14 protein-coding genes are annotated in these 14,790 nt (G+C 62.6%); 8 read left to right on the top strand and 6 right to left on the bottom strand.

All coding sequences use genetic code 11. The features are described from left to right. Window position 1: 1 nt before the first annotated feature. The 3 genes from NKJ89_RS12450 to sufA all read left to right on the top strand — a co-directional run bounded on the left by NKJ89_RS12450 (window position 2) and on the right by sufA (window position 2,141). Window positions 2-1,246, top strand: coding sequence for a cysteine desulfurase (locus NKJ89_RS12450; protein WP_352602711.1), 1,245 nt, complete (start codon window positions 2-4; stop codon window positions 1,244-1,246). Window positions 1,247-1,267: 21 nt separating this feature from the next. After that, entirely contained in the window at window positions 1,268-1,660 is a 393-nt protein-coding gene (locus NKJ89_RS12445; RefSeq protein WP_352485723.1) for an SUF system Fe-S cluster assembly protein, read from the top strand. A 100-nt stretch (window positions 1,661-1,760) separates the two neighbouring features. Then, complete coding sequence (gene sufA, locus NKJ89_RS12440) at window positions 1,761-2,141, top strand: Fe-S cluster assembly scaffold SufA (protein ID WP_013532156.1); 381 nt, start codon at window positions 1,761-1,763, stop codon at window positions 2,139-2,141. A gap of 33 nt (window positions 2,142-2,174) precedes the next feature. Here the strand turns inward: sufA and NKJ89_RS12435 are convergent, their stop codons facing one another. Further along, the gene (locus NKJ89_RS12435) at window positions 2,175-2,672 is read right to left on the bottom strand and encodes a GFA family protein (protein WP_352602709.1); all 498 of its coding nucleotides are present in this window, start codon (window positions 2,670-2,672) and stop codon (window positions 2,175-2,177) included. A 90-nt stretch (window positions 2,673-2,762) separates the two neighbouring features. Between NKJ89_RS12435 and NKJ89_RS12430 the strand changes: the two genes are divergently transcribed. Continuing rightward, window positions 2,763-3,086, top strand: coding sequence for a TfoX/Sxy family protein (locus tag NKJ89_RS12430; RefSeq protein WP_352602707.1), 324 nt, complete (start codon window positions 2,763-2,765; stop codon window positions 3,084-3,086). Window positions 3,087-3,296: 210 nt separating this feature from the next. On the opposite strand, the gene NKJ89_RS12425 is transcribed toward NKJ89_RS12430, so the two are convergent. Then, window positions 3,297-4,214, bottom strand: coding sequence for a pseudouridine-5'-phosphate glycosidase (locus NKJ89_RS12425; RefSeq protein WP_352602705.1), 918 nt, complete (start codon window positions 4,212-4,214; stop codon window positions 3,297-3,299). Window positions 4,215-4,290: 76 nt separating this feature from the next. Next, window positions 4,291-5,235: a carbohydrate kinase family protein gene (locus tag NKJ89_RS12420; protein ID WP_352602703.1), complete on the bottom strand. Its 945-nt coding sequence runs from the start codon at window positions 5,233-5,235 to the stop codon at window positions 4,291-4,293. 284 nt (window positions 5,236-5,519) lie between these two features. Between NKJ89_RS12420 and recA the strand changes: the two genes are divergently transcribed. The 4 genes from recA (at window position 5,520) to NKJ89_RS12400 (ending at window position 11,376) form a co-directional block, all read left to right on the top strand. Continuing rightward, window positions 5,520-6,617: a recombinase RecA gene (gene recA / locus NKJ89_RS12415; RefSeq protein WP_023759787.1), complete on the top strand. Its 1,098-nt coding sequence runs from the start codon at window positions 5,520-5,522 to the stop codon at window positions 6,615-6,617. A 293-nt stretch (window positions 6,618-6,910) separates the two neighbouring features. Continuing rightward, window positions 6,911-9,577: an alanine--tRNA ligase gene (gene alaS, locus NKJ89_RS12410; RefSeq protein WP_352602701.1), complete on the top strand. Its 2,667-nt coding sequence runs from the start codon at window positions 6,911-6,913 to the stop codon at window positions 9,575-9,577. Between the two features lie 9 nt (window positions 9,578-9,586). Continuing rightward, window positions 9,587-10,900 (top strand): SDR family oxidoreductase, encoded by a 1,314-nt coding sequence (locus NKJ89_RS12405; protein ID WP_352602699.1) that lies wholly within the window; start codon window positions 9,587-9,589, stop codon window positions 10,898-10,900. Continuing rightward, window positions 10,897-11,376 (top strand): DUF2269 family protein, encoded by a 480-nt coding sequence (locus NKJ89_RS12400; protein ID WP_352602697.1) that lies wholly within the window; start codon window positions 10,897-10,899, stop codon window positions 11,374-11,376. Before NKJ89_RS12405 ends, NKJ89_RS12400 begins: the two co-directional genes overlap by 4 nt. Window positions 11,377-11,428: 52 nt before the next feature. On the opposite strand, the gene NKJ89_RS12395 is transcribed toward NKJ89_RS12400, so the two are convergent. The 3 genes from NKJ89_RS12395 to NKJ89_RS12385 form a co-directional block, all read right to left on the bottom strand. Then, window positions 11,429-12,055 carry a glutathione S-transferase family protein gene (locus NKJ89_RS12395; RefSeq protein ID WP_352602695.1) on the bottom strand — a complete coding sequence of 209 codons (627 nt, stop codon included), beginning with the start codon at window positions 12,053-12,055 and terminating at the stop codon, window positions 11,429-11,431. A gap of 25 nt (window positions 12,056-12,080) precedes the next feature. Beyond that, entirely contained in the window at window positions 12,081-13,292 is a 1,212-nt protein-coding gene (locus tag NKJ89_RS12390) for an NADP-dependent isocitrate dehydrogenase (RefSeq protein WP_352602693.1), read from the bottom strand. A 216-nt stretch (window positions 13,293-13,508) separates the two neighbouring features. Beyond that, complete coding sequence (locus NKJ89_RS12385; RefSeq protein ID WP_023759545.1) at window positions 13,509-14,486, bottom strand: right-handed parallel beta-helix repeat-containing protein; 978 nt, start codon at window positions 14,484-14,486, stop codon at window positions 13,509-13,511. Window positions 14,487-14,790 lie beyond the last annotated feature (304 nt).

Below are 14,790 nucleotides of genomic sequence, written 5' to 3'. Positions count from 1 at the left end.
GATGAACGCGCCGGGCAAGATCGGAGATTTCTACGACGTCGAAGCGATCCGCCGCGATTTCCCGATCCTGTCGCGGGAAGTCTATGGCAAGCCTCTGGTCTATCTCGACAACGGCGCCTCGGCACAGAAGCCGCAGGTGGTGCTGGACACGATACAGCACGCCTATTCCCAGGAATACGCCAACGTCCATCGCGGCCTGCATTTCCTCTCCAACGCCGCGACCGACGCCTACGAAAAGGCGCGGGAAACGGTGCGCCGGTTCTTGAACGCGCCGAGCACCGACAACATCGTCTTCACGTCGAACACGACCTCGGCCATCAACACGGTCGCCTATGGCTATGGCATGCCCAACATCGGCGAGGGCGACGAGATCGTGCTGTCGATCATGGAACACCACTCCAACATCGTACCGTGGCACTTCATCCGCGAACGGCAGGGCGCCAGGCTGGTATGGGCACCGGTCGACGATCTCGGCGTTTTCCACATCGAGGAATTCGAGAAGCGGCTGACCAGCAAGACAAAGCTTGTTGCCATCACGCATATGTCGAATGCGTTGGGCACGGTGACGCCGATCAAGGAGATCGTGCGCATCGCCCATTCGCGCGGCATTCCGGTACTCGTCGACGGCAGCCAGAGCGCGGTGCATATGCCGATCGACGTGCAGGATCTCGACTGCGATTTCTTCGTCTTCACCGGCCACAAGGTCTACGGCCCCTCGGGCATCGGTGTGCTCTACGGCAAGAAGGACATTCTTGAGGGCATGCGCCCCTTCATGGGCGGTGGCGAGATGATCGAGGAGGTGACGGAAGACATAGTCACCTACAACGAGCCGCCGCACCGCTTCGAGGCCGGCACGCCGCCGATCGTCCAGGCGATCGGGCTGGGCGCCGCGCTCGACTATATGGAAAAGATCGGCCGCGAGCGCATCGCGGCCCATGAGGCCGACCTCAAGAATTATGCGCATGAGCGGCTGCGCGCCATCAACTCGCTGCGCATCTTCGGCGACGCGCCGGATAAGGGCGCCATCATCTCGTTCGAATTGCAAGGTATTCACGCGCATGACGTGTCGATGGTGATTGATCGGCAAGGCATTGCCGTCCGCGCGGGCACCCATTGCGCCCAGCCGCTGTTGAAACGCTTCGGCGTAACCTCCACATGCAGGGCGTCATTCGGCATGTATAATACCAGGGCCGAAGTCGACGCTTTGGCCGAGGCGCTTGAGAAAGCGCGCAAATTCTTCGGGTGAGAATTTTTTTGGGTGACGACCATGGATGATGTGAGCCACACCACCGAGACCGCACCGGAAGCGGCCATCAACCCGCTGGTTTCCGCCTCGGCGATTCCCGCCGACGAATTGGCGCGGCTGACCGACGACATCGTCTCGGCGCTGAAGACCGTCTACGACCCGGAAATCCCTGCCGATATCTACGAACTCGGCCTCGTCTACAAGATCGACATCGAGGACAATCGCGCGGTCAAGATCGACATGACGCTGACCGCACCGGGCTGCCCGGTCGCCGGCGAAATGCCCGGCTGGGTGGAAAACGCCGTCGGCGCCGTCGAAGGCGTGTCCGGCGTCGAAGTCAACATGACCTTCGATCCGCCTTGGTCGCCCGATCGCATGTCGGAAGAGGCGCAGGTCGCGGTGGGTTGGTATTAGCGTCGAGGCTGGCACACTTGCGCCAGTCATAAAACTTCACCATTTTAGGTGAAGAATCATTCGGCAGGCCTTGAACCTGCATGGAATGGAAGGAAAAAGAATGGGACGCTTCGCCGTCATCACGATGACCGAAAAGGCCGCCGACCGGGTGCGCGAGATCGTTGCCACCCGCGACAATGCGCATGGCATTCGCCTCGGCATCAAGAAGGGCGGCTGCGCCGGCATGGAATACACGGTCGATCTGGTGACCGAGCCCAACACCAAGGACGACCATATCGAGCGCGACGGCGCCCATGTCTATGTGGCGCCTGAGGCAGCGCTATTCCTGTTCGGCACCGAGATGGATTTCGAGCAGACGACGCTGCGCACCGGCTTCACCTTCCACAACCCGAACCAGAGCTCGGCCTGCGGCTGCGGCGAATCCGTCGAGTTGAAGCCGGCGGACCTCAAGGCGCTGGCGGAAGCACGCGCCTCGGCCTGATCTTTCTTCGCCCCGTAGACGGGGCGAAGAAGACTACTCCACCCACATTCCCGTCCGTTTGTGCCAGTCGGCGATCGATTCCTCGGGATAGACGTCGAACGCCTTGTCGCCCTTGCCGATATCGGGCTCGACCCAGTTCGCCTTGTATTTCAGCATCAAATGCACCCGGCTCGGTGGAATGGGCAGGTCGCTGTCGATAGCTGACGCAAAGGGATGCACCAGTTCCGGCCATGTCGGATCGTAGAGCCACAGCGCCGATCCGCACTTCTTGCAGAAATTGCGTTCGCCGGTCGATATCTCGCACCGCGGGTGCTCGTCGTCTTCGATCTCGGCCTGGTAGACGCCGAGGCTTCTTTTGCCCCTGACATTCAACGTTTCGTAGTCGGCGCCGAGATTGATGGCAAAACCGCCGCCGCCCTGCTGCTTGCGGCAGATCGAACAGTAGCACAGCATGAATGGCGCCGGCGTGTGGCTCTCCACCTCGAAACGCACGGCATTGCAGCGGCAGGATCCTTTGAGCAAAAGCGGCATGGCAAAAACTCCAACGGATGGCTCTCAACCTGTCAGCATGATTTTGGTTGCGGCGATGACAAGGTCAAATGCCGGTGACATGATCGCGGCATGGACAATGAACGCATCGCCGAACTGTTCGAGGGCCTAGGCCCGGTCAGCATCCGAAAACTGTCCGGCGGCAAGGGCATCTATTTCGACGGCGTCATCGTCGCCATCGTCCTGCGCGGCGAATTGAAGCTGAAGGCAGACGACCAGAGCGCGCCCGACTTCCAAGCCGCCGGTTGCACGCAATGGACCTATACGGGCTCCCGCCATGGCAAGCAGGTCTCCATGCCCTACTGGAGCGTTCCCGACAGCGCTTTCGATGATCCCGACGAGATGACGGTCTGGGCAAGGCGGGCGTATGAGGCGGGACGGCGGGCGGGGAAGTGACGCGCAATATTTGGGAACGTCGGCGGGCCAGCACCCCCCTCTGTCCTGCCGGACATCTCCCCCGCAAGGAGGGAGATTGGCAGTTTCAGCGTCTGCCTGCTTTTTTCAACGTTGAAGATTGGCGGAGGGTTTGATGACATCCGATCTCCCCCCTTGCGGGGGAGATGGCCGGCAGGCCAGAGGGGGGTGCTGTCCCGCCGACATTGGCGGCTACAGCGCCTTCGCAATCCTTGCCGCAAGCCGCGCATTGTTCTCCACCAGCGCGATGTTGGTCTTGAGGCTCCTGCCGCCCGTCAGTTCGAGGATTTTCGACAGCAGGAACGGCGTCACCGCCTTGCCGGTGACGTTGAGCGCTTCCGCCGCCTTCTGCGCGGCTTCGATGTAGCCTGCCATCTCTTCAGCCGGGATTTCATGGTTTTCAGGCACCGGATTGGCGATCAGCATGCCGCCGGCGAGCCCCAGCGAAGCCCGAGTCTGGTAGAAATGCGCGATCTCTTCCGGTTTTTGCAATGTCAGCGGCGCGCGGAACGGCGAATGCCGCGACCAGAAGGCCGGCATTGTCTCGCAGCCATGGCCGATCACCGGCACGCCACGTGTCTCCAGCACTTCCAGCGTCTTTTCGATGTCGAGGATGGCCTTGGCGCCGGCCGACACGACGATGACCGGCGTGCGCGCCAGCTCGTCGAGATCGGCGGAAATATCAAAGCTCTTTTCGGCACCCTTGTGCACGCCGCCGATGCCGCCGGTGGCGAACACCTTTATGCCGACCATATGTGCCGCGATCATAGTGGCGGCGACCGTGGTGCCGCCTGTGCGCCCTTGCGCCACGGCAAAACCGAGGTCGGCGCGCGACAGCTTCATGGCGTCGCCTGTCATGGCAAGGGACTCACGCTCGCCGTCCGACAGCCCGATCTTGATGCGGCCGCCGACCACGGCGATCGTCGCCGGCACCGCGCCGCCATCGATGATGATCTTTTCGACATCCGCCGCCATGGCGCCATTGTCGGGGTAGGGCATGCCATGGGTGATGATGGTGCTTTCCAGCGCCACCACCGGCCGGCCGGCGGCCAGGGCTTGCGCCACCGGCGCGTGGATATCGATGAAGGGGCGGGCGGTCTCTGGGGTCATCTGGATCTCCAACCCGGAATGAAGCGCATCCACATGGGGCGTGCGAAAAGATTCCGGCACTGTGAATTTGCCGGTCTCATGCCACTTCCTGCGCGTCCGGCACAAGAGCCAGGGCCTCCGCGAAGGTCGCCACGGTGAAATTGGGAACAGCGTCGGCGCTTTCGATGGCCAGCGTTGCCGCGGCAATGCCCTCGCGCAGGGCCACCCGCAGCGGCAGGCCGTGCAGCAAGGCAGCGACCGTTGCGCCGGCCAGCGCATCGCCGGCGCCGGTGACGTCGGCCACCCTTCTTGGCGGCGGCGGCAGGATCGAGAAGACGCCGGCTTCATCGAAGCCCAGCATGGCACTGCCGCCCGCCGTCACCACGCCGCTCTTGAGCCCTGCGCGTCTCAGCCCGGCGACGATGTCTTGCGGGGAAGCCGCCGCGTCCAGGTCCGCCAGTGCGATCGCTTCGCGCCGGTTCATGAAGACGACGGTCAGATTGCCAAGCACCGGCTTCAAACGCACGATCTTGGCCGGCGAAATGGCAATGGCGAAGACGGGTTTGCCGGCGGCAAGCGAAACCAGCCGCTCCAGTGCCGCCGTCGGCAGGTTGGCATCGCAGAAGATGGCATCGGCCGCCGCGACCACCTCGCGGACCCTGGAGCGCCTGATCTGCTTGGGAAAGGCCAGGTCATAGAGCGCCATGTCGGCAAAGCCGACGATCAATTCGCCCTCGCTGTCGATCAGCGCCGTATAGCTCGGCGTGGTGCGGTCGAGGAACACCGCGGACAGGTCGGCAATGCCTGCCGCGGCGATGGCCCGTGAAACGGTATCGGCAGCGGCATCGCCGCCGCGCACGGACAGCAACGACGCGGAGACGCCACGGCGAACCGCGCTGCGCAGCGCGTTGAAAACGCCGCCGCCGACATCCTCGTGCATAGTGCCCGGGTTGGAGGCGGCGGGCACATACGGGCCCGACACTTGGCCGCGCCGGTCGATATGGGCGCCACCTACGGCCAGTATTCTCGCGGATTTCAGCATGCAGGCGATATGACCTTTGTTATTCCAGTCGCACAAGCGCTAGGCTGCGTGACGGAGCTTCGCGCGCGAAGGTAGCGATTCGGCGGATCGAAACAATCGAGCCGCCTGGCCCAATGCGTTAGACATCGTGAAGCCAAATCGTGAGACAAAAAAAGAACAGATCTGGATATTTATTGTTTTTCAGATATTTGACCCCTCTTGCCAAACGAGAACAAAAAAGGTACAAATTGGGGCAGGGATTACGGATTGTCCGGCCTTCATTGACGACCAAGGGGTGATGTATCATGGCTCAGAATTCTTTGCGGCTGGTAGAGGACAAAGCGGTGGACAAATCAAAGGCTCTGGATGCGGCGCTGTCGCAAATCGAGCGGGCTTTCGGCAAGGGCTCGATCATGCGGCTCGGCGCGAACGAGCAGGTCGTCGAGATCGAAACGGTGCCGACCGGCTCGCTTGGCCTCGACATCGCGCTTGGCGTCGGTGGCCTGCCGCGCGGCCGCATCGTCGAGATCTACGGGCCGGAAAGCTCGGGCAAGACGACGCTGGCCCTGCACACGGTGGCCGAAGCCCAGAAGAAGGGCGGCATCTGCGCCTTCGTCGATGCCGAACACGCGCTTGATCCGGTCTATGCCCGCAAGCTTGGCGTCGATCTGGAAAACCTCCTGATCTCGCAGCCCGATACCGGTGAGCAGGCGCTGGAAATCTGCGACACGCTGGTGCGCTCCGGCGCCATCGACGTGCTGGTGGTCGATTCGGTCGCTGCGCTGACGCCACGCGCCGAAATCGAAGGCGAGATGGGCGATTCGCTGCCCGGCCTGCAAGCTCGCCTGATGAGCCAGGCGCTGCGCAAGCTGACCGCCTCGATCTCGCGTTCCAACACCATGGTCATCTTCATCAACCAGATCCGCATGAAGATTGGCGTCATGTTCGGTTCGCCCGAAACCACCACAGGCGGCAACGCGCTGAAATTCTACGCCTCGGTGCGCCTCGACATCCGCCGCATCGGCTCGGTCAAGGACCGCGACGAGGTCGTCGGCAACCAGACCCGCGTCAAGGTGGTCAAGAACAAGCTGGCGCCGCCCTTCAAGGTGGTCGAGTTCGACATCATGTATGGTGAAGGCGTGTCCAAGACCGGCGAACTGGTCGATCTCGGCGTCAAAGCCGGCGTGGTCGAGAAGTCGGGCGCCTGGTTCTCCTACAATTCGCAGCGTCTCGGCCAGGGCCGCGAAAACGCCAAGCTGTTCCTGCGCGACAACCCCGACACCGCGCGCGAGATCGAACTCGCGCTCAGGCAAAATGCCGGGCTGATCGCCGAGAAATTCCTTGAGAATGGCGGCTCCGAAGGTAGCGACGACGGTTTCGAGGAGGAATCCGGCGCGATGTGAGAGCCTCGCGCGATGGCCGGAGTTCGGCCATAATCTCGCTCTATTATCTCAGGCTTATGTAATCGAGTTCCGTGTTAATTGCGTTTCGAACCGCCGGCCTAGCGCCGGCGGTTTTTTGCGTCTTGGCAGGGAAACGGGGCCTGGCTCGGACAGCCGGCAAAGGTCGTGGAATGGACCAATTCCGTGTTTCTGGACAGGGTGAAGCGCGGCGGCTAAAAGGCCAACTCTATCTCTGGAAACGCAGAGCCCATTTCCGCCGGTTTGCCGGCGGCTCTCTCGAAAAGGCAGCATTCATGAGTGGCGTGAACGAAATCCGGTCGACATTTCTCGACTACTTTCGCAAGGAAGGTCACGAGATCGTCGCGTCGAGCCCACTGGTGCCGCGCAACGATCCGACGCTGATGTTCACCAACGCCGGCATGGTGCAGTTCAAGAACGTCTTCACCGGGTTGGAGAAGCGGCCCTATTCGCGCGCCTCGACCGCCCAGAAGAGCGTTCGCGCCGGCGGCAAGCACAACGACCTCGACAATGTCGGCTATACCGCGCGCCATCTGACCTTCTTCGAGATGCTCGGCAATTTCTCCTTTGGCGACTACTTCAAGGAGCGCGCCATCGAACTAGCCTGGAACCTGATCACCAAGGAATTCGGCCTGGACAAGGACAAGCTGCTGGTCACCGTCTATCACACGGATGACGAGGCGGCCGGCTTCTGGAAGAAGATCGCCGGGTTTTCCGATGACCGCATCATCCGCATCGCGACCTCGGACAATTTCTGGGCGATGGGCGACACCGGACCTTGCGGGCCGTGCTCGGAGATATTCATCGACCGCGGTGAACACATCTGGGGCGGACCTCCCGGCAGCCCGGAAGAGGACGGCGACCGTTTCCTCGAATTCTGGAACCTGGTGTTCATGCAGTATGAACAGGTGACGAAGGAGGAGCGCATCGATCTGCCGCGCCCGTCGATCGACACCGGCATGGGCCTGGAGCGCATGGCCTCCGTCCTGCAAGGGGTGGAAAGCGTCTTCGAGACCGACCTCTTCCGTCATCTGATCGAGGCGGCGTCGTCAGCGCTTGGACAGGGTCCCGACAAGGAGACGGTCGCGTCCTTTCGCGTCATTGCCGATCACCTGCGCTCGTCATCCTTCCTGGTGGCAGACGGCGTGCTGCCGTCGAACGAAGGCCGCGGCTATGTCCTGCGCCGCATCATGCGCCGCGCCATGCGTCATGCGCAGCTGCTCGGTGCCCGCGATCCCCTGATGTGGCGCCTGGTGCCGGCGCTGGTGCGCGAGATGGGCCAGGCCTATCCGGAACTGGTGCGCGGCGAGCAGTTGATCACCGAGACCCTGAAGCTCGAGGAGACCAGGTTTCGCAAGACGCTGGTGCGTGGCCTCGGCCTGCTCTCGGAAGCGACGGAAACACTGCATGCCGGCGACATGCTGGACGGCGAGACGGCCTTCAAGCTCTACGACACCTACGGCTTCCCGCTCGATCTGACGCAGGACGCGCTGCGCCAGCGCAGCATCTCGGTCGATCTTGCCGGCTTCACCAATGCCATGGAGCAGCAGAAGGCCGAGGCGCGCAAGCATTGGGCTGGCTCCGGCGATGCGGCCACCGAAACCGTCTGGTTTTCGGTGCGCGAGAAGGCGGGCGCCACCGAGTTCCTGGGGTACGAGACCGAACAGGCCGAAGGCATCATCCAGGCGCTTGTCCGGGACGGCAAGACCATCGACAGCGCCGGCAAGGGCGATGCGGTGGCGATCGTCGTCAACCAGACGCCGTTCTATGCAGAGTCCGGCGGCCAGATGGGCGACACCGGTATCATTTCAGGCGAGGGGTTCTCGATCGAGGTCTCCGACACGCAGAAAAAGGCTGATGGCTTGTTCGTGCACATCGGCAAGGTGGCCAGCGGCACGGTCAAGACGGGCGCCGCAGTCGAGTTGAAGGTCGACCATAGCAGGCGCTCCCGGCTGCGCGCCAACCACTCCGCGACGCATCTGATCCATGAGGCGCTGCGTGAGGTGCTGGGCAGCCATGTCGCGCAGAAGGGCTCGCTGGTGGCGCCGGAGCGTCTGCGCTTCGACATCTCGCACAACAAGCCGATTTCACCGGAGGATCTCGAAGAGGTCGAGCGCATGGCCAACGAGATCGTCGTGCAGAACGGCCCAGTGAACACGCGCCTGATGTCGGTCGACGATGCCATCGCCGAAGGCGCCATGGCGCTGTTTGGCGAGAAGTATGGTGACGAAGTGCGCGTTGTTTCGATGGGCACCGGCGTGCATGGCGCCAAGGCCAACCGGCCCTATTCGGTCGAGCTCTGCGGCGGCACGCATGTCAGGGCGACCGGCGACATCGGCCTGGTGCGTGTCGTGTCGGACAGCGCGGTCGCCGCCGGCGTGCGCCGCATCGAGGCGTTGACCGGCGAGGCGGCGCGAAAACATCTCGATGAGCAGGACCGGCGCCTGAAATCGGTCGCCGCGACGCTGAAGATCTCGCCGGCCGACGTGCCGGCGCGTGTCGAGGCGCTGCTCGACGAGCGCAAGAAGCTCGAAAAGGAGCTGACCGAAGCGCGCAAGAAGCTGGCGCTGGGCGGCGGCGCGGCGGCTGGTGCGCCGGCCGAGAACGAGACGGTGGCGGGTGTCGGCTTCCTCGGCAAGGCGGTCTCCGGCGTCTCGCCAAAGGATTTGAAGCCGCTGGCTGACGCCGGCAAGACCTCGCTGGGTTCGGGCGTCGTCGTCTTCGTCGGCGCCGGTGAGGACAACAAGGCGAGCGTTGTGGTCGCTGTCACCGACGATCTCGTCGGCCGTTTCAGCGCCGTCGATCTGGTGCGCGTGGCCTCCGCCGCATTGGGCGGGCAGGGCGGCGGCGGGCGGCCAGACATGGCCCAGGCCGGTGGTCCAGATGCGTCCAGGGCCAATGATGCGATCGCCGCGGTAAAGGCTGCACTCGAAGCCGCCTGAAAGCCGCCCATGCCCGAAAGCGCCGGCAAGAAAGTGCTCGTCCTTGGCGGATACGGTTTGGTCGGCGAAGCCATCGTCAGCCGCTTGCAGCGCGACGGGCATCAGGTAACCGGCCTCGGCCGCGATGTCAGCGATGCCGAGCGGCGCTGGCCAGCGGTGCGCTGGATTGCGGCCGACATTGCGCAACTGCTTTCCGCTGAAGACTGGCTGCCGGTTGTCGGCGGCATGGATGCAGTGGTCAATGCGGCGGGCGCGCTGCAGGACGGCCCGCGCGATCGCCTCGACGCCATCCATCGTGCCGCGGTGACGGCGGTGGTCGCTGCCTGCGAACAGGCCGGTATCAGCCGCTTCGTCCAGATCTCCGCCATCGGTGCCGATCCGGCCTCGGCAGATGCTTTCTTCCGCACCAAGGCACGGGGCGACGAGGCAGTCGCGGCCTCCTCGTTGGCATGGACGATCCTGCGCCCAGGACTGGTGATCGCGCCCGCCGCCTATGGCGGGACGGCACTGTTACGCGCGCTTGCGGCCTTTCCCGGTTTTGTTCCTGTCGTCATGGCGCGCCAGCCGATCCAGACAGTGGCCGTCTCCGACGTTGCCGAGGCGGTGTCGCGCGCGGTCGCCGGATCCTTGCCGCCGCGCCTCTCCGTCGATCTCGTCGAAGCCGAGGCGCGCTCGCTCGCCGAAGTGCTGGCCGCCTTTCGAGCATGGCTTGGGTTGCCACCCGCCCGAGTTGTGCCGATGCCGGCCTTTTTCGGCCGTATCGCGGCTGTTGTTGCTGATGGCCTTGGGCTGCTTGGCTGGCGATCGCCATTGCGCAGCGCAGCCCTTGCCGCGCTTGGGCGCGGCGTCACCGGAAACCCGGTGCCTTGGAGCGAGGTTTCCGGCCACCCGCTAATGCCGCTGGAGGGAACGCTGGCTACCATTCCGGCGCATGTTCAGGAGCGCTGGTTCGCGCGTCTTTGGCTTCTGAAACCGCTCGTATTGGGCGTCCTCTCTCTATTCTGGCTGGTCTCCGGCATTGTCGGCTTCGCCCGGTACGACGCGGCTGCCGACATTCTGGTTTCGCATGGCCTGTCGCCCGCGCTGGCGTTCGGGATGGTTCTTGCCGGAAGTGCCGCCGACCTCGTTGTCGGCGCCGCTGTTATCGTTCGGTCCTTTGCGCGCCTCGCGCTGATGGGGATGATTGCCATCACCTTGGCTTACCTCAGCGTGGCAGCCGCACTTGCGCCCGACCTGTGGCTCGATCCTCTGGGAGCAATGGTCAAGTCTGTACCTGCACTTTGCCTTGCCCTGGTGGCGCTGGCGATTTTGGACGAGCGATGAGCCTCTGGGCCGACATACTGCGCTGGGCGCATATCATCGGCGCCACGGTTCTGTTCGGCACCGGCGCCGGCATCGCCTTCTTCATGCTGATGGCGCAGCGCACCGGCCGCGCCGATATCGTCGCCCATGTCGCCGGAACGGTGGTCATCGCCGACACCATCTTCACGGCGACCGCCGTTGTCGCGCAGCCGATCACGGGTGCGCTGCTGGCGCGGACCATGGGCTGGCCACTGTCCGAAGGCTGGATTGTGCTGTCCTTGCTGCTCTATGTCGTGACAGGCCTGTTCTGGCTGCCGGTGGTCTGGATACAAATCCGGATCCGGAATCTGGCGCGACAGGCGGCCATCGAGAATGGACCGCTGCCCGCCGAAGAAAAGCGCCTTTTTCGGATCTGGTTTGCCTGCGGCTTTCCTGCTTTCGCTGCCGTGCTTGCCATTCTATGGCTGATGGTCACACGGCCGGCAATCAGTCTTTAGCCATCTCCGGTGCGATTGCCGCGATGCGAGTTCGCCGGCGTGCTCAGGCCGATCAGCTCGTCGGGGCACTCGCGACAAAGCTTGGACGAGCTGAAATCCGCTCCCACCAAGCCTGGATCGTCGGAAATTCAGCTAGCAGGCTTTGTCCTTCGGCGACCTTGACGAAATAACCCACGATCGGCGCCGCGTGGAGATCGGCCAGGGTCAGCTGGTCGCCCAGCAGCCACGGCCCTGGCAATATCAGCGAGGAAAGCGTCTGAAGCGCCTTGCTTGCCTGCGAAAGCCCGTTGGCGATCAGTGCTTCGTCAGGGGCTTCCTTCTCCAGCCGCTCGACGGCGACATCCCAGACCATGGATCTGTATGCATAAGCGTCGAGCATGCCGAGGATTTGGTTCATCGTTGCGCGGACGCGGAGTCTCGCGGGCTGAAGGCTCGGCCCGTCAAACGCCTCGTCGATATATCTGGCAATCGCGCTCGTCTCGAACAGCCGAAATCCATCATGCTCGAAAGCCGGGATGCGGGCGAACGGGTGGTGCTCGAAATACCAGGCGGGAATACCCTCGACGGCAAAGACATCGACCGGCACAAGCTCGTAGTCGATGCCTTTTTCCGTAAGCACGAGGCGGACAATGCGCACATAGACGCTGTAATTCGCCCCGTAGACGATGGGCTTGCCCATGCTGGCCCTCCCGAACCTCGAGAGGTCAGGCCATCGCCTTCTGCAGGTTCTCGTCGATCTTGTCGAGGAAGCCGGTGGTCGAAAGCCAGGGCTGGTCGGGGCCGATCAGCAGCGACAGGTCCTTGGTCATGAAGCCGGATTCGACGGTCTGGATGCAGACCCGTTCCAGCGTCTCGGCAAAGCGTTTCAGCTCTGCATTGTCGTCGAGCTTGGCGCGATGGGCGAGGCCGCGCGTCCAGGCGAAGATCGAGGCGATCGAATTGGTCGAGGTTTCTTCGCCCTTCTGGTACTGGCGATAATGGCGTGTGACGGTGCCGTGCGCGGCTTCGGCTTCCACCGTGTTGCCGTCCGGCGTCATCAGCACCGAGGTCATCAGGCCGAGCGAGCCGAAACCCTGCGCCACCGTGTCGGACTGGACGTCGCCGTCATAGTTCTTGCAGGCCCAGACATAGCCGCCCGACCATTTCAGGCTGGAAGCCACCATGTCGTCGATCAGCCGGTGCTCGTACCATAGCTTCTTCGACTTGAACTCGGCCTCGAATTCAGCCTCGTAGACTTCCTGAAAAATGTCCTTGAAGCGGCCATCATAGGCCTTGAGGATGGTGTTCTTGGTCGACAGATAGACCGGATAGTTGCGCAGCAGGCCGTAGTTGAGCGAGGCGCGGGCGAATTCGCGGATCGACTCGTCGAGATTGTACATGGCCATGGCGACGCCGGCGCCGGGCGCGTCGTAGACATCGTGCTCGATCACCTTGCCATCCTCGCCGACGAACTTGATCGTCAGCTTGCCCTTGCCGGGAAAGCGGAAATCGGTGGCGCGGTACTGGTCGCCGAAGGCATGACGGCCGACGATGATCGGCTTGGTCCAGCCGGGCACCAGCCGCGGCACGTTCTTCATGATGATCGGCTCGCGGAAGATCGTGCCGCCGAGGATGTTGCGGATGGTGCCGTTCGGCGACTTCCACATCTTCTTTAGCTTGAATTCCTCGACGCGCTGCTCGTCGGGGGTGATGGTCGCGCATTTCACGCCGACGCCGTATTTCTTGATGGCGTTGGCCGAATCGATAGTCACCTGGTCGTTGGTCGCGTCGCGATGCTCGATGCCGAGGTCGTAATATTCGAGCTTCAGGTCGAGATATGGGTGGATCAGCTTGTCCTTGATGAACTGCCAGATGATGCGGGTCATCTCGTCGCCGTCGAGCTCGACGACCGGGTTCGCCACCTTGATCTTCGCCATGGAAAAAATGCCTCGTTCGAATGTTGATTGATTGCGGTCGGCCCCGCAGGGACAGGGACCTCGCCTATAGCAAAGCGATCCGAGCGGTGCAAACGGGGCAGCCGAAGACACAGGCTGCTGCTGTAGCAAGCGGGAACAAAAAAGCGATGCCGGCACCACCTCTTGAGAGGCAGCCGGCATCGCCTTTGTTTCGTGCTGCTGCGGAGACGACAGGGCTTATTGCAACGGTGTCCCGCCCGGGCCCGGGAATGCCGTGATCGGCGTGCCGTCGGTTATGTTGCCGGAGATCATGTTGTTCTTGAACGACTGGACAGCGCCGCTACCGGTGTTGCTGACCCCGGTGACATTGCCGAACACCGCCGATCCGCCGAGAAAGGCGATGGCGCTTCCGCTGCCGCTGGCCGCGGCACCGTTCGCGTTGACGCCGACGCCGGCATTGGCGCTGATTGTGGTGCCGACAATCGTCGCACGCACCGACGATGCCGCGGCGACGGATTTGACCGTCACCCCGTTGCCGGTGTTGCCGCTGACCAGGCTGTTGGTCAGCGTCATGTTCATGGCAAGGGTGTTGCCGGTGCCGTCGACAAGAATGCCGCTGCCGCTGTTGGTAATTTCCACCTTCGAAAGGATGGCATTAATTCCAATGGCCCCAGACGTTTTGATGAGAACACCTTCAGCGCCTGCCTCGGCTATCCGAGTGTTGCTTATGTAGAGTTCGCTGTTCCCGTTGGCGAGAAATTCGACGCCGTTGCTGGTTACCCTCTCTATGTTGGAATCCTCAATATGCAGTTGGCCTTGGCCAATCATACGCACTCCGTCCAAGCCGTTGCCTGCGCCGTCTATATCAAGGCCGCGAAGATGCACCACGGAGCCGGCAGGCGTGTTGACGACGACGCCGTTTACAAGGGAGGAGAGCACACCACCTTCAGTCGTCTTGCAGTCGATGGTGATGGATTTGGTGATGGTGACCGTGCCGAAGCCGCCCGGGTCGAGACAATTGATCTCGCCGCTCGTCGCCGTCTTCGAGATAGCGCCGGCAAAGGTCTTGCAAGGCGCCGTTCTGCTGCAAGGATTGGCGTCGTCACCAACACCGGAAACCCACGTCCGTGTCGCCTGCGCGGAAGCTGGCGCGATCAGGAAAACTGACGCCACAAACAACACAGCGAGTGAAAGGAAAAACCGTACCAATTTCATTTGCCCCTCCTAGATTATGGCCAACGCCCTCGTCGGCCGCTGAAACCCGTGTCGAAATGCTGGGGCGCAGATAAAATGACGGGAGTATGCAAGGCGCACTCCGCCTTCCAAATACCATTCGTCGATACACATTGAACCCCAAGCGGGTCGGATATTATAGTGTTCTAATCTAATTTTCCAGTGACGCGCTGCGTCATCGTAAACAAATATGCACCCTGATCGTAGATGATTTCTAAGAATGCAAAACATCGTCGATGCCGGCAGCGAGCATGAGACGGTACATCTGTCGGCGATTTGGGATGCG

This window comes from Mesorhizobium sp. M0047, from assembly GCF_040323315.1.
Lineage (GTDB): Bacteria > Pseudomonadota > Alphaproteobacteria > Rhizobiales > Rhizobiaceae > Mesorhizobium.
This window is presented reverse-complemented; position numbering and strand designations above follow the sequence as displayed.